Annotated in this window: 22 protein-coding genes; 9 read left to right on the top strand and 13 right to left on the bottom strand. The window is 63.0% G+C overall.

The annotated features are described in order from the left end of the window. Positions 1-91 precede the first annotated feature (91 nt). The 4 genes from AC56QX_RS14315 to AC56QX_RS14300 all read left to right on the top strand — a co-directional run bounded on the left by AC56QX_RS14315 (position 92) and on the right by AC56QX_RS14300 (position 4,304). Entirely contained in the window at positions 92-1,048 is a 957-nt protein-coding gene (locus tag AC56QX_RS14315) for a rhizopine catabolism ABC transporter substrate-binding protein (protein ID WP_497116774.1), read from the top strand. Positions 1,049-1,105: 57 nt separating this feature from the next. Further along, a complete protein-coding gene (locus AC56QX_RS14310; RefSeq protein ID WP_497116772.1) occupies positions 1,106-2,203 on the top strand; it encodes an ABC transporter permease in 1,098 nt (365 codons plus the stop codon). Further along, positions 2,203-2,997, top strand: a complete 795-nt coding sequence (locus AC56QX_RS14305) for an ATP-binding cassette domain-containing protein (protein ID WP_475437969.1) — start codon at positions 2,203-2,205, stop codon at positions 2,995-2,997. Before AC56QX_RS14310 ends, AC56QX_RS14305 begins: the two co-directional genes overlap by 1 nt. 137 nt (positions 2,998-3,134) lie before the next feature. Continuing rightward, positions 3,135-4,304: an extracellular catalytic domain type 1 short-chain-length polyhydroxyalkanoate depolymerase gene (locus tag AC56QX_RS14300; RefSeq protein WP_497116771.1), complete on the top strand. Its 1,170-nt coding sequence runs from the start codon at positions 3,135-3,137 to the stop codon at positions 4,302-4,304. A 55-nt stretch (positions 4,305-4,359) separates the two neighbouring features. On the opposite strand, the gene AC56QX_RS14295 is transcribed toward AC56QX_RS14300, so the two are convergent. The 4 genes from AC56QX_RS14295 to AC56QX_RS14280 all read right to left on the bottom strand — a co-directional run bounded on the left by AC56QX_RS14295 (position 4,360) and on the right by AC56QX_RS14280 (position 7,203). Continuing rightward, the gene (locus tag AC56QX_RS14295; protein ID WP_497116769.1) at positions 4,360-4,962 is read right to left on the bottom strand and encodes a general stress protein; all 603 of its coding nucleotides are present in this window, start codon (positions 4,960-4,962) and stop codon (positions 4,360-4,362) included. 25 nt (positions 4,963-4,987) lie between these two features. Further along, the gene (locus AC56QX_RS14290) at positions 4,988-5,743 is read right to left on the bottom strand and encodes a DUF4142 domain-containing protein (RefSeq protein WP_497116768.1); all 756 of its coding nucleotides are present in this window, start codon (positions 5,741-5,743) and stop codon (positions 4,988-4,990) included. A gap of 471 nt (positions 5,744-6,214) precedes the next feature. After that, positions 6,215-6,514 (bottom strand): HlyU family transcriptional regulator, encoded by a 300-nt coding sequence (locus AC56QX_RS14285; protein WP_497116766.1) that lies wholly within the window; start codon positions 6,512-6,514, stop codon positions 6,215-6,217. A gap of 47 nt (positions 6,515-6,561) precedes the next feature. Beyond that, positions 6,562-7,203 carry a TetR/AcrR family transcriptional regulator gene (locus AC56QX_RS14280; RefSeq protein WP_497116764.1) on the bottom strand — a complete coding sequence of 214 codons (642 nt, stop codon included), beginning with the start codon at positions 7,201-7,203 and terminating at the stop codon, positions 6,562-6,564. 184 nt (positions 7,204-7,387) lie between these two features. Between AC56QX_RS14280 and AC56QX_RS14275 the strand changes: the two genes are divergently transcribed. Together AC56QX_RS14275 and AC56QX_RS14270 are read left to right on the top strand one after the other, a co-directional pair. Next, positions 7,388-8,065, top strand: a complete 678-nt coding sequence (locus AC56QX_RS14275; protein WP_027044493.1) for a PspA/IM30 family protein — start codon at positions 7,388-7,390, stop codon at positions 8,063-8,065. Between the two features lie 61 nt (positions 8,066-8,126). Further along, entirely contained in the window at positions 8,127-8,387 is a 261-nt protein-coding gene (locus tag AC56QX_RS14270; protein WP_027030482.1) for a YiaA/YiaB family inner membrane protein, read from the top strand. A gap of 76 nt (positions 8,388-8,463) precedes the next feature. On the opposite strand, the gene AC56QX_RS14265 is transcribed toward AC56QX_RS14270, so the two are convergent. The 5 genes from AC56QX_RS14265 to AC56QX_RS14245 all read right to left on the bottom strand — a co-directional run bounded on the left by AC56QX_RS14265 (position 8,464) and on the right by AC56QX_RS14245 (position 11,454). Further along, the gene (locus AC56QX_RS14265) at positions 8,464-9,153 is read right to left on the bottom strand and encodes a PadR family transcriptional regulator (RefSeq protein WP_497116762.1); all 690 of its coding nucleotides are present in this window, start codon (positions 9,151-9,153) and stop codon (positions 8,464-8,466) included. A gap of 147 nt (positions 9,154-9,300) precedes the next feature. Further along, positions 9,301-9,687 carry a thiol-disulfide oxidoreductase DCC family protein gene (locus AC56QX_RS14260; protein WP_497116760.1) on the bottom strand — a complete coding sequence of 129 codons (387 nt, stop codon included), beginning with the start codon at positions 9,685-9,687 and terminating at the stop codon, positions 9,301-9,303. Between the two features lie 13 nt (positions 9,688-9,700). After that, on the bottom strand, positions 9,701-10,759 hold the full coding sequence (locus AC56QX_RS14255) for a DMT family transporter (RefSeq protein ID WP_497116758.1): 1,059 nt from the start codon (positions 10,757-10,759) through the stop codon (positions 9,701-9,703). A 23-nt stretch (positions 10,760-10,782) separates the two neighbouring features. Next, positions 10,783-11,052 carry a putative hemolysin gene (locus AC56QX_RS14250; RefSeq protein WP_497116752.1) on the bottom strand — a complete coding sequence of 90 codons (270 nt, stop codon included), beginning with the start codon at positions 11,050-11,052 and terminating at the stop codon, positions 10,783-10,785. 108 nt (positions 11,053-11,160) lie between these two features. Further along, complete coding sequence (locus AC56QX_RS14245) at positions 11,161-11,454, bottom strand: GYD domain-containing protein (RefSeq protein ID WP_202358366.1); 294 nt, start codon at positions 11,452-11,454, stop codon at positions 11,161-11,163. Between the two features lie 276 nt (positions 11,455-11,730). Here AC56QX_RS14245 and AC56QX_RS14240 point away from each other — a divergent pair, with 276 nt between their 5' ends. After that, positions 11,731-12,786, top strand: coding sequence for a TauD/TfdA family dioxygenase (locus tag AC56QX_RS14240; RefSeq protein ID WP_497116750.1), 1,056 nt, complete (start codon positions 11,731-11,733; stop codon positions 12,784-12,786). Between the two features lie 20 nt (positions 12,787-12,806). Here AC56QX_RS14240 and AC56QX_RS14235 read toward each other — a convergent pair whose 3' ends face one another. The 4 genes from AC56QX_RS14235 to AC56QX_RS14220 all read right to left on the bottom strand — a co-directional run bounded on the left by AC56QX_RS14235 (position 12,807) and on the right by AC56QX_RS14220 (position 18,307). Further along, positions 12,807-13,382 (bottom strand): hypothetical protein, encoded by a 576-nt coding sequence (locus AC56QX_RS14235; protein ID WP_497116748.1) that lies wholly within the window; start codon positions 13,380-13,382, stop codon positions 12,807-12,809. A 26-nt stretch (positions 13,383-13,408) separates the two neighbouring features. Continuing rightward, entirely contained in the window at positions 13,409-15,433 is a 2,025-nt protein-coding gene (gene rpoD / locus AC56QX_RS14230) for an RNA polymerase sigma factor RpoD (RefSeq protein ID WP_497116746.1), read from the bottom strand. A gap of 421 nt (positions 15,434-15,854) precedes the next feature. Beyond that, entirely contained in the window at positions 15,855-17,789 is a 1,935-nt protein-coding gene (gene dnaG / locus AC56QX_RS14225) for a DNA primase (protein ID WP_497116744.1), read from the bottom strand. Between the two features lie 140 nt (positions 17,790-17,929). Then, positions 17,930-18,307, bottom strand: a complete 378-nt coding sequence (locus tag AC56QX_RS14220; RefSeq protein ID WP_497116742.1) for an RcnB family protein — start codon at positions 18,305-18,307, stop codon at positions 17,930-17,932. 77 nt (positions 18,308-18,384) lie between these two features. Between AC56QX_RS14220 and AC56QX_RS14215 the strand changes: the two genes are divergently transcribed. Both AC56QX_RS14215 and AC56QX_RS14210 read left to right on the top strand, forming a co-directional pair. Next, the gene (locus tag AC56QX_RS14215; RefSeq protein WP_497116740.1) at positions 18,385-18,687 is read left to right on the top strand and encodes a hypothetical protein; all 303 of its coding nucleotides are present in this window, start codon (positions 18,385-18,387) and stop codon (positions 18,685-18,687) included. Then, on the top strand, positions 18,687-20,351 hold the full coding sequence (locus AC56QX_RS14210) for a Na/Pi cotransporter family protein (protein ID WP_497116738.1): 1,665 nt from the start codon (positions 18,687-18,689) through the stop codon (positions 20,349-20,351). Before AC56QX_RS14215 ends, AC56QX_RS14210 begins: the two co-directional genes overlap by 1 nt. The last annotated feature ends 3 nt before the right edge of the window (positions 20,352-20,354 follow it).

The raw sequence follows: 20,354 nt of genomic DNA, 5'->3' as shown, positions 1-20,354 counted from the left end.
GGGGAACCAGTGCTGAGGAATGAAACTGGAATGAAGGGGCAACTGGACTGCCGACCGTAATTGCGGCGGCGGAAAACAAACAGGAGGTTGTATGTTTTCGCTTGCGAAATTAGTAAAGCCTGCGCTCGGCCTGCTGGCCGGCTTCACCATGATGGCGGCGGCCACGACCCTTGCGGCCGCCGACGAAACGCGGGTGGTGTTCGTCACCCACGGCCAGAGCGGCGACCCCTACTGGTCGGTGGTCAAGAACGGCATGGACGATGCCGCCAAGACGCTCGGCGTCAAGGCCGAATATCTGGCGCCCGAAACCTTCGACATGGCCAAGATGGCGCAGATGATCGACGCCATCGCGGCTTCGAAGCCGGATGGCATGGTCGTCTCGATCCCAGACGCGGCCGCCCTTTCGGCTCCAGTCAAGAATGCCATCGCCGCCGGCATCCCGGTCATCATCATCGATTCCGGCGGCTCCAAGCTCACGCACGATCTTGGCGGCCTGCTGTTCATGGGGCAGGATGAATTCCAGGCGGGCGTCATGGCCGGCGAGCGCATCAAGGCGCTCGGCCTCACCAAGGCGGTCTGCGCCAACCACGAGGTCGGCAATTCGAGTCTCGACGACCGCTGTGCCGGCTTTGCCAAGGGCCTTGGCGTCGACGTGCCGGTGATGAACGGCGTTATCGACCCGACCGAGATGAAGAACCGCGTGATCGCCTACATGACCGCTCATGCCGATACACAGTTCATTCTCGCCGTCGGCGCCAGCGGTGCCGAACCGACGCTGGCCGCGCTTGATGAATTGGGCCTCGCGGGCAAGGTCAAGACCGGCACGTTCGATCTTTCGCCGACGATCCTGCAGGCCGTTGTCGCCGGCAAGATGGAGTGGGGCATCGACGCCCAGCAATATGCCATGGGCTATATCCCGGTCGCGATGTTCGACCTCTGGAAGAAGTACAAGATCATGCCGATCGCCGACTATCCGACCGGCCCCGGCTTTGTCACCAAGGACACCGCCGCCTCGGTTATCGAGCTGTCGAAACTCGGCAAGCGCTAACACTGGCGGCCGGGGCCTTGCCCCGGCCGTTCTTACTTGGGTGAAGGGCAAGCAGCTATGGTTTCAGAGACTAGCGACGAGCGGGTCCGGTCGGTCTCACGCCTCAGCCGCCTGTTGAGCAGGCCGGAACTTGGCGCGGCTGCCGGCACCGTGCTGGTCTTCGTGTTCTTCGCCATCACGGCGGGAGGCACGGGACTGTTCAGTGCCAAGGGCATCATCAACTTCCTCGAAGTCTCGGCCCAGCTTGGCATTCTCGCCGCCCCCGTGGCTCTTCTGATGATCGCCGGCGAGTTCGACCTGTCGGTCGGCTCGATGATCGGCTTTGCCGGCATCCTCATCGCCATCCCCGCCGTTTTCTGGGGCTGGCCGATCTGGCTTTCGCTGCTGTTCACCTTCGCCGTCTGCGGCGGCATCGGCGCGCTCAACGGGCTCGCTGTCGTCAGGACCGGCCTGCCCTCCTTTATCGTGACGCTCGGCAGCCTGTTCATGCTGCGCGGCCTGACCCTTGGCCTCACGCGCGGCATATCAGGACGGACCCAGGTGTCGGGCGTGCACGAGCTGGCGCAGAACGATCCCCTCAACAGCCTGTTCTCGGGACAAGTGTTTTCCGGCCTGATCGCCTGGCTTTCCGACATCGGCCTGATCGGCAAACGGGCGGACGGCCTGCCCTCGATATCGGGCATTCCGGTGTCGATCGTCTGGTGGATCGCGCTGACACTGGCTTGCACCTGGCTGTTGACGCGCAGCCGCTTCGGCAACTGGATTTTCGCCGCCGGCGGCGAAGCCAATGCCGCGCGCAATCTCGGCGTGCCGGTGGCGCGCACCAAGATCACGCTGTTCGTCATGACCGCGATGGCGGCCGCCCTGTTCGCGGCGATCCAGGTGCTGGTCACCGGCTCGGCCGACACGCTGCGCGGCACGCAGAAGGAGTTCGAGGCCATCATCGCCGTCGTCATCGGCGGCACGCTGCTCACCGGCGGCTACGGGTCGGCCGTCGGCGCCATGTTCGGCGCCCTGATCTTCGGCGTCGTGCAGATGGGCATCTTCTACACCGGCATCGACACCGACTGGTTCAAGCTGTTCATGGGCGCCATGATGGTCATCGCGGTGCTGTTCAACAGCTATGTGCGCAACCGCGCCATGAGGAGCCGGTGATGGCCGAGCCCTATGTCGAACTGAAGTCGGTCAGCAAATATTTCGGCTCGGTCGTAGCACTCAAGGACGTGTCCTTCGATGTCTGTCCCGGCGAGGTGCATTGCCTGCTGGGCGACAATGGCGCCGGCAAGTCGACGCTGATCAAGACGTTGTCCGGCGTCTACACGCCTGACGAGGGGGAGATCCGCGTGCAGGGCAAGCCGACGCGGTTTGCCTCGCCCGCCGATACGCGCAACAGCGGCATTGCCACGGTCTACCAGGACCTGGCGCTGGTGCCGCTGATGAGCGTGGCGCGCAACTTCTTCCTCGGGCGCGAGCCGATGCGCAAGTTCGGGCCGATCAGCCAGTTCGACGCCGATTTCGCCAACCGCACCGCCTATGACGAGATGTCGGCGATGGGCATCCAGCTGCGCGATCCCGAACAGCCTGTCGGGACGCTGTCGGGCGGCGAACGGCAGTGCCTCGCCATTGCGCGTGCCGTTTATTTCGGCGCCAAGGTGCTGATCCTGGACGAGCCGACATCGGCGCTGGGCGTCCACCAGGCATCGGTGGTGCTGAAGCTGATCGTGCAATCCAAGGCGCGCGGCATCGGCGTCATCTTCATTTCCCACAACGTTCACCACGCCTATGTCGTCGGTGACCGCTTCACCCTATTGAAGCGCGGCCGGAGCACCGGCACCTACGCCAAAGGCGAAATCACCCGCGACCAGCTGCTCAATTTGATGGCAGGCGGCAAGGAACTGGTGGATCTGGAACAGGAGCTGGCGAAGTCGGCCAGGAATGGGCCGGCCTGAGACGCGGCGCCGGTTTGGAACGGAGCACGCTTCTCGTCTACCCCAGCGTAAGCTTGTTATTGTGCAGTGCAGCAACGATGTTGCCGTAAGTGCATTGTGCTCGGGCTTCCGCCATTCCGGCGGTCTAGGATTTCGATTTGCGGAACATCTCAGATACGATCGCTCGCCTTTCGGCCATGCGAGGCCGGCCGGCATTTTCCCAACAACCGGGCCATCTCGACAGCCTGTCCGACCTGGCCGCGTTCGGGTCCGATCCAGGCGCCTTGCGGGCACGCTTCTACGTTCCTGAGAACTTGCCGCGCGGGGCAGCGCTGGTCGTCGTCTTGCACGGCTGCACGCAGACGGCCGCCGGCTACGATCATGGATCCGGCTGGTCGCGCCTGGCAGAAGAGGAAGGCTTTGCGGTGTTGCTGCCCGAACAGCAGCGCGCCAACAATGCCAATCTCTGCTTCAACTGGTTTGTGCCTGAAGATGTCACCCGCGATCGCGGTGAAGTGCTCTCCATCCGCCAGATGATCGAAGCCATGGTGACAAAGCATGGCCTCGACCGCCGGCGCGTTTTCATTACCGGTCTGTCCGCCGGCGGCGCCATGGCGGCGGCGATGCTGGCAACATATCCAGAGGTGTTCGCCGGCGGCGCAATCATTGCCGGCCTTGCCTATGGCAGTGCGTCGACGATCCCGGAAGCTTTCGATCGCATGCGTGGCCATGGCGGCCCGTCCAAGTCGGAGCTCCAGCGGCGCCTTGCGCAGGCGACATCGCACAAAGGGACATGGCCGAAGATTTCGATCTGGCAGGGCACGGCCGACCACACGGTGGCGCCGGCCAATGCGGATTCCCTTGTCGCCCAATGGCAGGGCGTTCATCGCGTCGGGGCAAGCCCTGTTCGACAAGAGACCGTCGATGGACAAACGCGGCAGGTCTGGTGCAACGCCGATGGCGATGCGGTGATCGAAAAATACACGATTGCCGGCATGGGCCATGGCACTCCCTTGAAGACGGGTGGCGAGGACGGTTTGGGTCATGCCGCGCCGTTCATGCTGGATGTTGGAATTTCGTCGACGAGACGTATGGCGGCGTTCTGGGATCTCGCAGACCGGGGTGCACGAGGGAAGGCGAAGTCCGCCACTGCCTCGCCCGATCCTGCGGCAGGCACGGCCTTGCGCCCACATAGTGCGCCCGAAAAGTCGAGGCCAGTGCGGGTCGAACCTGCTGAACAAACGCGTCCGAATGGTTCAACCGATTCTGCTACGGGCATCGGCAAGGTGATTGAAGATGCGCTTCGTGCAGCCGGCTTGATGCGCTAGCCGAAGGCCGTCGGCAGAATGGCCCCGCCGCCTTTCGGCAGCGGGGCCCTGTCGATCAAACTCGGTTTACATCGCGAGCGCCGTCGCGGCCGATTTCGTTCGAGCGGTAGTTCTCCGCGTCAGGGTCGAAGCCGGTCCAACCATCGGCCCGGTATTCGCCACGCCGTGCTTCCAGGTCAACAGACGCAGCCTGTCCCAGAATCCGTTCGGCCTCCGGCACCAGCTGGTCGTCGACCTTGGCTGTGACCAGCGTGCCACCGCGACGCACGCCCTCGGCGTAGACATGGGCATCATTCTCAGGGACACCGGAATCGGTAAGCGCCCCGACGAGGCCACCAGCGGCACCGCCAACCACGGCACCGCCAACGGCACCGACCGCAGTGGCAGCCAGCCACCCGGCAGCCACCACCGGACCAACACCCGGAATGGCCATCAGGCCAAGTCCGGCGAGCAGTCCACCGGCGCCGCCGATCGCGGCTCCCAGTCCAGCCCCACCGGCAGCGTCGTCGGCGGCCTTGGACCCGTTGTTGTCGTGCTGGTTGTCCGAATTGCTGGAAACGATGCTGATGTTGTCACGCGCAACACCGCTGGCTTCCAGTTCGCCGACGGCGTCGGAAGCATCATCATAGTTGTCGAATAGTCCGGTTACGGTTTTCATCGTTTTGATCTCCTGGATTTCAGTTTCAGTTGGTGCCGGCAACGACGTTGCCCTGGTAGTCGAGAGCGACTGCCGTGGTTTTGCCGCCCCTCGTTGCCTGGCCACGCCAAATCCCTTGGTCATCCTTGGCAAGTTTGGAAACGTCGGAGAAGCCGGCGTCCTGGATGCGACCTTTGGCTTGGTCCTCGGTAAAGCTGTTGGCGCCGGGAACCGGAGCGGAGGGGTTCGCGGTGTCGGTCGTGGTCACGGCCGGAGTCGTCGAGGTCGTGGCGGCCGATTTGTCAGCCACTGTGGAAGCGATCTTCTCGATCATCTCCTGGTGCATCTTGAGCGTCGGCACCGTCTGCTGGGCGAACGTCTTGAGCTCGGCGTTGTCGCCGTCCTTCGCGTAGCTCTCGAACAGCGTCACGGCATCGGTGTGCGCGTCGCGCTGCATCTGGACGTAGGGCGCGTCGATAGGATCCTTGCCGTTCTGCAAAGTGTCGACATCACCCTTGTGCTTGGCGTCCAATTCCTTGGGAACCGTAAGCTTCTGTTCGCCGGCGATCGTCTCCAGCTTGGCGTTGGCCGCACCGTGATCGTCGATCATCTTGTGAGCGAAATCCTTGACGCTCTGATCCTGCACCTTGCCTTCGGCGACCTTGCTCGAGTCGACCTCGAACATGCCGCCGGCAGCGGCCTTGTTGACGAAGTCCTGCGCGCTGTCGGCGGCGAGTGCAGGCAGGGCGAAAGCCATGGCTGTGGCTGTGGCCAGTGGGGCCAGCAATAGGCGGGTTTTCATGGGGAAGGTCCTTTTTATGCACACATGTGCTGTGGACCTAATCTGCGCCCGAAGTCTTTGTTCCGAAGGATCAGAGATAATCTGCCGGTGGCTGCGGCTTTGGTTTATCTAACGAGCGCGTGGGCGCGCTGAAAATTGCCGTACGCGGCCACCGGCGTCAGCGGCGAATGCGACCAAAAAGACTTTCTACAATCACGTTGAACCGCTCCGGGTCGTCAAACGCCCGGGCTGCAAGCATGGCTCCGCATACGGTCGCCATGAATGCTTGTGCCTCGATGTCGGGGATGCCTCAAGATGCAATGCCCCCTGCTCTACACCGAGTTCGAACAGCCGTTCCAGCCATTTGCCGAGATCGGTGAAATGGCCACGAACGGAAAGCGCCACCTCTTCAGGTAGACCGGGCAATTCCGCCGCCAGGACAGCGGCCAGGCAGAAGGGAGCGGACTGATGCAGCTGGCGGCTGGCCGAGCCTTACCCGAAAATCCGCTCGCCCTGCTCATCCACCAGCTGCATCCCCTTCTTGATCGAGATGTCGACGGCGTCGTCGAGCCCGGCGAAGCGGTCGGCGCGGATGAATTTGTGTTCCTTCATCACGCCGTCGATCTCCTTGGAGACGATGCCGCAGGTCTGGTACTGGCCGTCGGCCTTGTAGGGTGTGGCGCTGATCAGGAAACCCTTGTGCTCGACCTGCTTGACTGGTGCCGCACTTTTGGGCTCGGCCGCTTCACCACCGCCGCCGCCACCGCCGAAAAGACGTTTCAGAAAAGACATGGCTCAAATCTCCTTGTTCGCACTGCAAACCGCGGTCCGTTCGCGATTCACGACGTTTTCGTCCCAGCATGCGCGAATGTGGCGCCGCGTTCCAGCCCCCTGATGAAGACGGCGACCAGCAGTTCGATCTGCTGGTCGATCTCATCGGCCTGCCGGCGCACGGATCTCGCCGCATAGCCGCTGGTGACGATGCCATGCACGCTTGACCACAGCGTGCGCGCGGCGATGCGGCGCGTATCGTCGTCGAGGTCGAAGTCGCCGCCGGCAAGCACTTGGGCGATGATCTCGAACAGCTGGTCGAGCCGCGATTCATAGGCGTCCGGCTCGGCCAGCGTCGGGCGCCGCCTGTTGAAGGCGAGCAGTGCCGGCCAGCTGCCCGGATGCGCCTCGACAAAGCGGACATAGGCGCCGGCCAGCGCCAGCAGGCGCTGGCGCACATCGGTGATGCCGCGCTGGCTGAGATCGGCCATCGCCGCCGCCCCTGCCGCGCCCAGCCGGTCGAGCAGCCGCATGTTGACGGCACGGTGCACCCCGTCGAGATCGGAAAACAGATTGTAGACCGAGCCGACCGAGATGCCCGCCTGCTCGGCGATGGTCCTGGCCTTCAGATTGTCCATGCCGCCCTCGTTGAGCAGCACCTCGGCAATCGCCAGTACCCGCTCGCTTATTTCTTCCCTGTCCAGTGCCATGCTTGTCCTTGTAGATGCCCGTGCCTCTGCCCAGGCTGCAAGTGTTTCGAACCACGATCGTCCTTTCGTTTACCATATAACGGCTTTCGTGAACAGCGTTCAAAAACTGCTTGAACAATGTTCATTTCCTGTTATGTTGGTTTCGTGAACGTTGTTCACGCAACAATTTGAAGGGAGAAGAAACATGCTTAGCCTGATCAGAACACTGCTCGACGGCGCCAGCGCACGGGCCGAGGACGGCCTCAAGGATCGCTTCGCCATCGACCTTCTGGCGCAGCGCATCCGCGACGCCGAGGCGGGTCTTGCCGCCGCCAAGCAGACGCTTGCCTCGCTGATTGTCCGTCAGCGTGCCGAACAGGCCGGTCTCGACCAGCTCGAGCGCCGCCACGCCGATCTCGAAAGCCGCACCATCAGCGCGCTGGCCGCCGGCAATAACGGGCTTGCCGAAAGCGGTGCCGCGGCCGTCGCCGAACTGGAGAATGAACGCGAAGTCCGCCGCGCCACCGTGCAGAGCCTTGGCGAAAAGACGTTGCGGATGCGCGTTTCGGTGGAGCGGGCGCATCGCCGCATCATCGACTTGAACCAGGGCATGATCTCGGCCCGGGCCATCGATGCCGAGCGCAAGGCGCAGTCACGCCTCGTCAGGTCGATCGGCAATTCGGGAAGCCTCAACGATGCCGAGGAGCTCTTGGCCCGCATCAAGGGCGCCAGCGACCCGTTCGAGGAGGCCGGCATTCTCGACGAGATCGACGGCGAGCTGCGTCACGAAGCGATCCGCGACCGCCTTGCCGACGCCGGTCACGGCCCGACGGTGAAGGTGCGCGCCAAGGACGTGCTCGAGCGCCTGAAGACCATCAACTGAAAACCAGCCTTCGCAGACCTGATCTCATCAAACCCAACCATCAAATCAACGGAGAACTCCAATGAACGCCAATCAGACCTACATCATGTTCAACACCGCCTCGGTGGGTGCCGCCTATTTCATGCTCGGCCTGTCGCTGTGGCTGGCACCGGTCGACCTGGCGACCAAGGGCTACTGGGCCATGGGCATCCTGCTCTTGACCGGCAGCCTGGTGAACCTGGTCAAGTACCGCACCGACGAGCGCCTGTCGTCCGAGATGACCGCCAAGATCGAAAAGGCGCGCAACGAAAAGCTGATAAGCGAATATGTCGGCAAGGAATGATGCCATCCGCATCATCGCCAACAAAAAAGCCCGGGTCTCCCCGGGCTTTTTTGCGTACCGCGAAGTGCTGCCCGCCTCAGCGGGGCGAAAGCGCCTCCAGCGCTTCCGCCGCGGCTTCGAGGATGGCGATAGCCTCGGCCTGCTTTTCAGCCGGGGCATCGACGATCTCGCCCAGCGCCGCACGCAGGCGGTGGCGAATGGCGCGGAACTCGTCGCGCGTTTCCGAACGCTCGCCACGGCCGCCACGGCCACCCCGGCGGTCGTCGCCATCGTCGTTCCAGCCGAACCAGTCGCGCGCCTTGGCCATCTTGCGGCCGAAACGTTCGAGGTGCTCGAGCACGCCGTCGATCATCTCGCGATTGTCGGCAAGATGCGCCTGTCCGGCCTCGGTGATGGAAAACACCTTCTTGTTGCCGTCCGCAGCGGAGGAGGCATAGCCAGCCTCTTCCAGGAAGGTCAGCGTCGGGTAGACCACGCCCGGGCTCGGGCTGTAGATGCCACTGGTGCGCTCTTCCAGCGCCTTGATGATGTCGTAGCCATGGCGCGGCGCCTCGGCCAGCAGCGATAGCGTGATCAGCTTGAGGTCGCCGTCCGCCAGCATGCGGCCGGCGCGGAACATGTCGCCCGGGCCACCGCGTCCGCCACCGCGACCGCCATGGCCGAACGGACCAAAGCCGCCGCCCCCTCTGCCACCAAATTTGCCGGCCATGTGCATCAGCATGCGCTCGCCGAAATGACCGCGCCCGAAATGATTGTCTTTGTGCATTGATTGCTCCTTGAGTTCTATCTTACGATATATCTTAAGTAGGCGCACGCCGCCGTGGAGTCAAGATATATCTTACGATGTATCTGAATGCCGCGCCAGCCCGACCTGTCGCTCAGGTCGGGGCCGCTCCGTTCGATGGATGAAGCGCTACCAGCGGCCCTTGCGGCGGTTCCAGGCGTAGAGCAGATCGGCGAAGCGATCATAGGCAAAGCGCGTCAGTGGCAATGCAACCGGATTGCCGAACAGTTTCGCCAGCCAGCCCTCGCCCGGCGTTGCCGCCCACACGGCGATGGCGACGTCGGCACCGACCAGCAAGCGGCCATTCGCATCGGTGGCATGCAGCCGACGGCGGATGTCCTCCAGCGAGGCGCCAAATCCGGCCAGCGCTTCCGGCTCCAGATTGATGTCGCGAAACGCGATCCGTCCGGCCTTGACCGCTTCGATCAGCCGCCGCTTCTGCCGGCTGATGCCCGCATCGCAGACGGGGCAGCGCGTGTTGTACCAGACGGTCAGTTCAGGCTTGGGCTTGAGCATGATCCTGGCATGCTCAGCCGTGGCCGTGACGATGGTGCAGGTCCGGATAATGCGGATGGCGGTGGCGCATCGGCGCGTGCCGGTGCCAGTGCGAATGCGGCTCGCTCACCGGCCCATCATGATGGTGCTGGTGGTGTTCGTCATGCACATGGCTGTGCTCATGTTCCAGTTCCGCATGGTCATGTTCATGCTCATGGCGCTCCGACAAATGCAGCCACAGGCCGACGCCCATCAAAAGCCCCGCGATCGCCAGCTTGAGGGTGACGGCATCGCCCAGCATGACGATGGCCAGCAGCGCACCGATAAACGGCGCCAACGAATAATAGGCGCCGGTCCGCGCGGTGCCGAGGTGGCGCAACGCCACGATGAACATCACCAGGCTGACGCCGATGCCGAAGAAGCCGACGGCGGCGGTTGCCGCCACGATTGACGCTGGAGGGAATGAAGCCCCGGCGGCAAGCGCCAGCCCGACATTGACGACACCCGCCACCAACCCCTTGAGCATGGCGATCACCACCGGATCGGTGGCCGAGATCTTGCGCGTGAAATTGTTGTCCAGCCCCCACGCCAGGCATGCCCCGGCGACCAGCATGGCACCAAGGTTGAAGGCGACGCCGTCGCCTTGCCACGACAGCAGAACGGCGCCGGCAAGGATGGCGAAGGCGCCGACAAGCAGACGCCGGTCGACATTCTCGCGGTAGACGAGCCAGGCGATCGCCATTGTCGCCAACCCCTCAAGATTGAGCAGCAGCGCCGAACTGGACGCGGTGTTGAACGTAAGGCCGAACATCAACAGCACCGGCGCGACGATGCCACCCATGCCGATTGCCAGCGCCAGCCAAGGGATGTCCCCGGCAGCCAGTTGCGCCTCGCCGGCGGCGGCCTGTTTGCCGCGAAGCAGGCGATAGAAAGCGAGGCCGACGCCGGCGCCCAGATAGAGCAGGCCGGCCAGCATGAAGGGGATCACGGCATCGAGCAGCAGCTTCGACAGTGGCGGCGTCGCCCCGAACAGGACAGCCGAGCCAAGGGCGAGCGGCACGCCGGGCCAAAGATGCGAATGCGTTTCGGACATGATCTCACCCTATAAGGCGCGCGTCACTTGCCGCGCATGGCCGCCTTTGGCCCGATGCATTTGTTGTCGCGAAACAGCGCCCACTCTTCGCACAGGCGCCCTTTGGGCAGCCGGCAAAACCCGTATTCATTGCCGGCTCTGTCCTTCCTGGTCACCAGGCGCCCGCCGATCTCGCCACAATGGACGGATGCCGGATTGGCCATGCCGACCGGCTTTTGCGCAGCAGCATCGGCGGCGACCGGCATCGACGATATCAAAGCAAGGCCGATAGCCAATAGCGAGACTTTCTTCATCGCGATCTCCCCTGGTCGCAGTCTATCACGGCGAAGCGTCCCGTCCTGCGGCAAAGCGCCGTCAGGCAGGTACGCGACCATCGACTCCCAGAAACCCGGCCGAGTGCCTCACCCAAGCGACGAGATGATCTCGCGGTAGGCGAATTCCGGAAAAGCCTTCAGCGTCCGTGACTTGAGGTTTCCGTTTGCGGCCAGCATCAGCGCGAAACGCGCCAGCACCGCATCGTCGGGCGCCTCAACCACCGCCACCATGTCGTATTCGCCCATGGTCAGGTAGAACGCCTTGAACGATCCGCCCATCTCGCCCAGCTGCTTCCTGGCGGCGTCGAGGCGCTTGGGCGAATCGCGCACGTTCTTCGCGCCCTGCTCGGTCCAGTTCATCAGCATGATGTAGGTCGTCATGGTACGCCTCCTTCCGGAGCCACGGAGCACGGCGGCTTCGCCGGGGCGGGCATCCGGGTTGTCGCCCAGAAAATGCATCCGACGCGAAATTATCCTCCCGCGGCGAACGTCCCGCAAGGACGCATCCACGCCGTTATTTGCGGGCTCGAGGTGACACTCGGCGGCGACCAGGGAAAGCCGGTTTAAAAACCCGCCTGATTGCGGCAATCTCAGCCGTGGCCATGGCGGAAATCCCAGGCTGACGTCCGAGATCGATCCGACCCGCAGGAAAACTTCATGTGCGAGACAACAGACCTGCCGCCGGAACGGATCGACATTGCCGCCGCATGGACCGGCGAGGACATGGCGAAGCATCCCGAGAATTGGCTGGTCGAATTGGACCCTCGGGACATCGCCGAGCTGGAAGCGGCGGCAACCGGCTTTCTTGCCGGCTCGCAGCATATCGGCGGCCTGACGAAGGCCGATTTCCCCTTGCCCCGGCTTGCCGGTCATCTTGCCGCCCTTCGCCAAAAACTGATCGAAGGCATTGGCTTCGAGGTGCTGCGCGGTCTCCCGGTCGACAGATACTCGGCGCAAATGGCGGCAACGATCTTCTGCGGAATCGGCGCGCATCTGGGAAGCGCACGCTCGCAGAATGCCCAGGGCCATATACTCGGCCATGTCCGCGATATCGGCGCCGATGCGAAGGTCGCCACGACGCGCATCTATCAGACGGCGGAGCGCCAGACGTTTCACACCGATTCCGCCGATGTCGTCGGCCTGCTCTGCCTGCGCGATGCCATGCAAGGCGGCGAGTCCCTGCTGGTCAGCACGGTGACGATCTACAACGAGATGCGCAAAAGGCGGCCCGATCTGGTCCACCTGCTGTTTGATCCTGTTGCCACCGACCGGCGCGGCGAGATACCGGAAGGCGAAAAGCCCTATTTCGAAATCCCGGTTTTCAACTGGCATGCCGGATTGCTGACCGGCATCTATCAGCGCCAGTACATCGACAGCGCCCAGCGTTTCCCGGACGCCATGCGGCTGAGCGCCGCGCATGTCGAAGCGCTGGATCTCTTCGACAACCTTGCCAATGATCCCCAGCTAAACCTGTCGATGCGGCTGCGGCCGGGCGACATGCAGTTCGTTTACAATCACTCGCTGCTTCACGACCGCATGGGTTTTCGCGATTGGCCGGACCCGGACAAGCGGCGCCATATGCTGCGCCTGTGGCTGTCGGTCCCCGGCGACCGTCCGCTGCCTGATTGCTTCAGGCAGCGCTATGGCTCGATCGAGATCGGCGATCGCGGCGGCATCATCGTCAAGGGGACGCGGCTGAACGTACCGCTGTAGGAGCGTCCCTCGCCCAGCGCCTAGCCGTCGACCGTTCTGATCAATCCCTGCTCCGACAGATCGGTTTTGTGCCTGAGAACGTATCTGTGGCTAAGGCCAACGGAACTTTCCGGAAGTCCCAGATAGGTGGCGAGTTCCTCATGGAGCTCAAGCGGATCAATGTAGTCTTTCGCTCCATCCAGCCCCAATACCCGAAGCAGATCGTCAGATGCGGCCTGCTTGCCGATCGTCGCCAGCAAGGCCGGAGCGTCTTCCAGCCTTGGACGCATGTCCTCGGGGCCGGGGTTATCCATTGTCATGCCAGGACAGGAATTGTAGCGCGATTCAAGAACGCCGTGCTGTGCCGCCAGGAGGTATAGCTGCTCCTCATCGTAGACGGTGACCGCAATGCCGACACACATAAGATCGCGGGTCAGTCTTTGGAGGAAGGGCTCAATCCAGCGCGTGTCGAGCTGGTCGGTCTCTTGATCCGAGAAGGTGGTCCAGCCGTTCTCTTCGCTCGTGACGAAAGCGTCTACATTTTCTGACCTCAGCCAGTTGGCCAACGCTTCCTGCGTTGGCCCCTTTATGCTGATGGTCCCGTAGGTCGCGCCCATCCTGGAAATCCTTGGAACGGATTATCCTAGCTGTCGAGGAAGCTGCGCAGTTTGCGCGACCGGCTCGGGTGCTTGAGCTTGCGCAGCGCCTTGGCTTCGATCTGGCGGATACGCTCGCGGGTGACCGAGAACTGCTGGCCGACTTCTTCCAGCGTGTGGTCGGTGTTCATGCCGATGCCGAAGCGCATGCGCAGCACGCGCTCCTCGCGCGGCGTCAGCGAGGCGAGAACCCGCGTCGTGGTCTCGCGCAGATTGGCCTGGATCGCCGCGTCGATCGGCAGGATCGCCATCTTGTCCTCGATGAAATCGCCCAGATGCGAATCCTCCTCGTCGCCGACCGGCGTCTCGAGCGAGATCGGCTCCTTGGCGATCTTCAGCACCTTGCGCACTTTTTCGAGCGGCATGGCGAGCTTTTCGGCCAGTTCCTCCGGCGTCGGCTCGCGGCCGATCTCATGCAGCATCTGGCGCGAGGTGCGCACGATCTTGTTGATCGTCTCGATCATGTGCACCGGGATGCGGATGGTGCGCGCCTGGTCGGCGATCGAACGCGTGATCGCCTGCCGGATCCACCATGTCGCGTAGGTCGAGAACTTGTAGCCGCGGCGGTATTCGAATTTGTCGACCGCCTTCATCAGGCCGATATTGCCTTCCTGGATCAGGTCGAGGAACTGCAGGCCGCGATTGGTGTATTTCTTGGCGATGGAGATGACGAGGCGCAGATTGGCCTCGACCATTTCCTTCTTGGCGATCGCGGCTTCGCGCTCGCCCTTCTGCACCTGGTTGACGATCTTGCGGAATTCCAGGATCGAGATCGCGGTTTCGGTGGCGAGGTTCTGGATCTCGGCGCGCAGCTCCTTGATCGCATCCTTCTCGTTCTTGGTGAATTCCTTCCAGCCGCGCGACGTCAGATTGCCGATCGCGCGCGTCCAGTTCGGGTCGAGCTCAGAGCCCTGATATTCCTTCAGGAACTCCTCGCGGCGCACGCCATAGCTTTCGGCCAGCCGCAACAGCTTGCCCTCGTTCTGCACCAGGCGCTTGTTGATGTCGTAGAGCTGCTCGACCAGCGCCTCGATGCGCGCGGTGTTGAGCGACAGCGACTTCACGGCCTTGATCAGCTGGTCCTTCAGCTCCTTCAGGCGACGGTCCTGGCTGGGCGACAGCGTGCCGGCCGCGGCCAGACGGTTCTCGACCTGCTGGTCCTGCAGCTTGCGCAGCTTCTTGTAGGTGTCGGCGATGACGTCGAGCGTCTCCATCACCTGCGGGCGCAGTTCCGCTTCCATCGCCGCCAGCGACAGGCTGGCCTCGTCCTCGTCTTCCTCGTCGTCGTCGCCGATGCCGCGCGTGTCGGCGCCGACATTGGTGATGTCTTCTTCCTCGTCGCGACCGCGGCGCGCCTTTTCCTCGACCTTGGGCGCTTCCTCGATGCGCTCGACCACCGGCGCCTGCTTGGCTTCGGGGCCGGCATAGGTGGCTTCGAGGTCGATGATCTCGCGCAGCAGGATCTTGGATTCGTTGAGCTCGTCGCGCCAGATGATGATGGCCTGGAAGGTCAGCGGGCTCTCGCACAGGCCCGCAATCATCGTCTCGCGGCCGGCCTCGATGCGCTTGGCGATGGCGATTTCGCCTTCGCGCGACAGAAGCTCGACCGAGCCCATTTCGCGCAGATACATGCGCACCGGATCGTCGGTGCGGTCGGTCGGCTCTTTCTTGGTGGTGGTGGCGGCGACCGCAGTACCGGTCTGCTCGGCCAGCTCGTTGGCGTCTTCCTCGGCATCGGCCGCGGTGTCGCCGGCTTCGGCCTCTTCGCCCTGCTCGTCATCCTCGACGACATTGATGCCCATGTCGGACAGCATCGCCATCGTGTCCTCGATCTGCTCGGAGGTCACTTCCTCGGAAGGCAGCACCGAATTCAGCTCGTCCATCGTGACATAACCGCGCTTCTTGGCGGCCTTGATCATCTTCTTGACAGCATCATCGGAAAGGTCGAGCAGAGGGCCATCGGTGGCGCCTTCGCGTTCGGTCTCGACCTCTTCCTTTTCCTTAGTCGCCATTTTTTTTATCTTCTCCAAGCGGCTGCCATCGAAGCCGCGTAAACTGTCGGACCAGTCAAAACCGGATGTGCTCGCTTAAAAACGCGCTTTCACCGGGCCAGTAGCCGCATCTACCTTGTTTGGTACACGTCGTTGCCCCAAAGCTGGTTTCCCCTTTTGGGCGACATGCATTAAGTCCAGATTAACCCTGATATCTGTGGCAGGCTGCCTGCCTGTCCAGTCACCAGTACCTCACATCGCTCATTTCCCGTCGGCGCGGGTGCGGGTTAACGTTTCGAATCGTCCTGATTCCGCCATTCTGTCGGAAGGTCAAGCGCCTCTCGCATGATTCGCATGAAAAAAGCGAATCAATTACCCGACTTAGCGCGCCCTGCTCCCTGGGGAAGCCTGGCCACGCTCTCATTCCTGTATTCAGCTGCACTTAGGCTCGCCCAGCCCTGCCCGACGAAACGCCGAATCCTTCGATCAGCGCTTCCGTCGCCTGTACATCCTGAAATTGCGCCTGAATTTCGATCAGATGGCGGAAGTTTTCGTCCGAGGGATCTGCTTCGAGCGCCGCTTCCGCCTGTTTCAGCTCCTTATGTAAGGTGCGCGCGCTGCGCTGCAAGTGCAGCGCCTGGTTCAGAGCGTCGCGGGCATCGTCGAGCGCTGCCGTCTCCAGCGCCGGCCATTGCCGCGCCCGCTTGATCAGTTCGACGGCGCGCCCCCAGATCTCGGCGCAGCCGGCGCGCTCGATCGTTGCCACCACCGCATGGCGGTCATTGGCCATGTCATGCGCCATCGCGTCCAGGATGACGGCATGGAGCCGCTGCAGATCGGAATTGGCGAGGTCGAGAAATTCGACATGGGCGAAATTCTCGTCGATCAGCGCTGGATGGTTGACCAGCGCCACGATGATCGTCGCCTCGCGCACCGACATTCCTTCGCTGCCGCGCTTGACCAGCGCCGATTGGCCGAGGCTTTCGGTGATCGCCATGCGGCCGCCGCCAGGCTTTGCGAATTGGCCACCGGGTGCGGCTGCCTTGCCCTGCCCCGGTTTCCAGTCCTGGCGGTTCTGCCGCGCATCGCGCTGCGAGCCGAAGAAGCTCTTTTCCCGCTCACGCATTTCCTGCTGGTAGTGATAGCGCGTGCTCTCGTCGCGGATGCGGCTGGCGAGTTCCCGCAGCGTCTTTCCCAGTTCCGCCCGCCGCTCCGGCGTGTCGAAGACACCGCCCGCCGTCTCGCGCATCCACAAAAGGTCGACCAGCGGCCGCGCGTCGGCAAGCACGGCGCGGAAAGCGTCCGGCCCTTCGGCCTTGACGAGGTCGTCGGGGTCCTTGCCTTCCGGCAGCAGCGCGAAGCGCGCCGAGCGCCCGGCCTGCACCGAGGGCAGTGCCAGATCGGCGGCACGCCATGCCGCCTTCAGCCCGGCCTTGTCGCCGTCGAAGCACAGCATCGGCTCGCCCGCCATGCGCCACAACAGTTCGAGCTGGTTTTCGGTGAGTGCGGTGCCGAGCGGTGCCACGACATTCTCGAAGCCGGCCTGCGCCAGTGCGATCACGTCCATATAGCCTTCGACGGCAATGACCGTGCCGCCCTTGGCGAGCGCCTTGCGGGCGCGAGCGAAATTGTAGAGCACATTGCCCTTGTGGAAGAGTTCGGTGTCGGGCGAGTTCATGTATTTGGCCAGCGCATCGGGAGCCAGCGCGCGTCCGCCAAAGGCAATGATCTTGCCGCGCGAATCCGGGATCGGGAACATGATGCGGTCGCGGAACCAGTCATAGGAGACCGGGATATCGTCGCCGTGCCGCACCAGCCCGCACGCTTCGATATCGGCTTTCGGCACGCCTTTTGCCGCCAGATGTTCCTTCAGCGCGTTACGGCTATCGGGCGCGAAGCCGAGACGGAATGACTGCTGCGTCGCCGGCGTCAGCCCGCGGTCGCGCAGATAGGCGCGGGCTTTGGCTCCCTCAGGCCCCTGCAGCCGCTCCTGGAAGAAGGTGGTCGCCATTTCCATGACGTCGGTCAAGCTGGCGCGTTCCTGCTCGCGCCGTTCCTCCCGCTCGTCTCGCACCGGCATCGGCACGCCAGCCATGTCGGCGATCTTCTCGACCGCTTCGGGAAAACTCAATCCTTCGAGTTCGGTGAGGAACTTGAAATGGTCGCCCGAGACCGAGCAGCCGAAACAATGGTAACGCCCCTTCTTGTCCTCGCAATGGAAGGACGGGCTCTTCTCGCCATGGAACGGACAACAGGCCCAATAGTCGCCTCGCGACGTATTGGTCTTCTTGCGATCCCACGCGACGCGCTGGCCGATGACCTGTGAAATCGGCACGCGGTCGCGGATCTCGTCGAGAAAGGCGGGCGGAAAGCGCATTGAGGGAACTCGTTTCCCCACCATATAATCATCCCAGCGAAATCCGACGACCCCCAATACAGGCCATACCCGGTTTCCACAGGGCAAAAAGAAAGGCGGCCGTTGCGGGCCGCCCTGCTTTTTAGTCCGGCGCTGGTGGCTTAGTGCGCGGCGATCGCACCGAAGATGATGCCGGAAAGGATGCTGACCAGCACATAGTCGTTGCCGACGCGGATCCATTCCTGGCCGGGGCCGGGGCGACGCAGGCCATAGCGGCCGTAGTCGCGGACCGGCTGATGCTGGCGCCAGCCGGAATATTTCTGGCCATGGCGCCAGTTGTTCCGCTTCACGAAGACCTTCTTCTGGACGCGCTTTTGGATGACGCGCTTCTTCTCGTCACGATGGGTGGGCTTCTGCCAGTTGACCTTGGTGTAATTCGACTGCGGCGCGACCGGCGCATTCATCGGCGCGGCCTGGCCGGTGAGCGACGTACCGGCCAGCATCGAGACGGCGAGGACAGAAAGAACAATGCGTTTCATGAGAAGTCTCCTTGGTTGTCGATGCCCCGAGGAATAACGGCCGACGGATGAACTGAAACTGAACACCAGCATTACAATTGTGTAATGAAATCCTCTGCTTATTCCGGGAATTTGAACATCATCGCAAAGTTGACAGCGGCACGGGCGGCAAAGGCAGCCGATCCGCTATGGTGCCGTTACCGGCAATGCAACCAATTGCGCATCCGTCCATTTTCCGACATGGCCTGTCGCGCCGCGACGGCCCCTTGAAATCGACAAAATTTTATTATCCGGCTAAAATATTCCGGCTATTATCGACGACTGTCATGACCATGATTCGCATCCTCGTTCTCTCTCCCGGTCGCCGCGATGTCCGCATCGTGCGCATGCAGGCGCCTTGATGAGCGGTTCCGTCGTCCTTCTGCATCTGGCCGGCGCCGTGGCGCTGATGCTGTTTGCCACCCGCATGGTGAAGACCGGCGTCGAACGCGCCTATGGCGATGTGCTGCGCCACAGGCTGCGCGCCACCATGCGCAATCCGATCATGGCGGTGCTGGCCGGCACCGGCCTCGCCATCGCGCTGCAAAGCTCGACAGCGGTCACCCTGCTGGTCGGCTCCTTCGCCGGTTCCGGCATCGTCTCCGGCGCCGCCGGCCAATTGGCGGTGCGCGGCGCCGAGATCGGCTCGGCGCTCGTGGTCAAGCTCTTGACCTTCGATCTCACGCTCCTGGTGCCGCTCTGCCTGATCACCGGCACGGTGATGTTCATGGCCACCGAGCGTCGCGACTGGCGCCAGACCGGCCGCATCCTGGTCGGCATAGGCCTTCTGATCCTGTCGCTGGAAATGATCGGCCAGGCCTCCGAGCCGCTGCGCAACAGCCAGCTCATGCCGGTCATCATCAATTACTTCTCCAGCGATTCCATCACCGCCTATCTCTTGGCAGCGCTTATCACCTGGCTGTTCCAGTCGAGCATCGCGGCGGTGCTGCTGATGGCGACGCTCGCCGGCCGCGGCCTGATCAGCCCGGAACTCGGCGTCGTCCTTATCCTCGGCGTCAATCTCGGTTCGTCGATCATCGCGCCGATGCTGACTCGCTCTGCCGGACCTGCCGTGCGCGTCGTGCCGATCGGCAATCTCCTGATGCGCGGGCTGGGCTCGCTGGTCATGCTGATCCTGTTCATGATTGTCCGGCCGCATGTCGGCTTCCTCGGCGCGACGGCGGCGGACCAGATCGTCAACGCCCACATCCTGTTCAACGTCATCATCCTGCTCGCCGGCCTGCCGCTGGCCGGCTTCGTCTACCGCGCCTCGGAAAAGATCGTGGAACTCGGCACCAAGCCGGTGCCGGCCGCGTCGCTCGACATTGTAGAATTGTCCGCGCTCAACGACAGCGCGCTCAATGTGCCGAGCCAGGCGCTGGGCAATGCGACGCGCGAGGTGGTGCGGGTCTGTGAAACCGTTGAGATCATGCTGAAGCGCATCATGGAACTCTACGAGAGCGCCGACGCCGACAAGATCAAGGCGCTGGCGGCCCTCGACGACCGTGTCGACCGCAAGCACGCGGCGATCAAACTTTATCTCGCCAAGCTCACCAAGAACCAGCTGACCGAGGACGAGGCCCTGCGCTGCCAGGAGCTGATTGGCGCTTGCATCAAGCTCGAGCAGGTCGGCGACATCATCGTGCGCAACATGCTGGTGCATGTGAAGAAGAAGTTCGAGCGCGGGCTGGAATTCACCGACGAGGGCTGGAGCGAATTGTGCGCCTTCCACAGCTCGGTGCTTGCCAATGCAAGGCTCGCCTTCAACGTGCTGGTCTCGCGCGACCCCGAAACGGCCCGCCAGCTGGTGCTGGAAAAGGACCAGTTGCGCGATCGCGAGAAGGAAACCAGCGCCAGCCATTTCCTGCGGCTGCGCGAAGGCACCGCCAAAAGCGTCGAAACCAGCTCGATTCACCTCGACACCATCCGCGACCTGAAGCAAATCAACTCGCTGCTGGCGTCGATGGCCTATCCGGTGTTGGAAGAGCGCGGCCTGCTGACCGGGTCGAGGTTGAAGGCGAGCTAAGTC

The sequence above is a fragment of the Mesorhizobium sp. RCAM 06353 genome (assembly GCF_059683585.1).
This window is presented reverse-complemented; position numbering and strand designations above follow the sequence as displayed.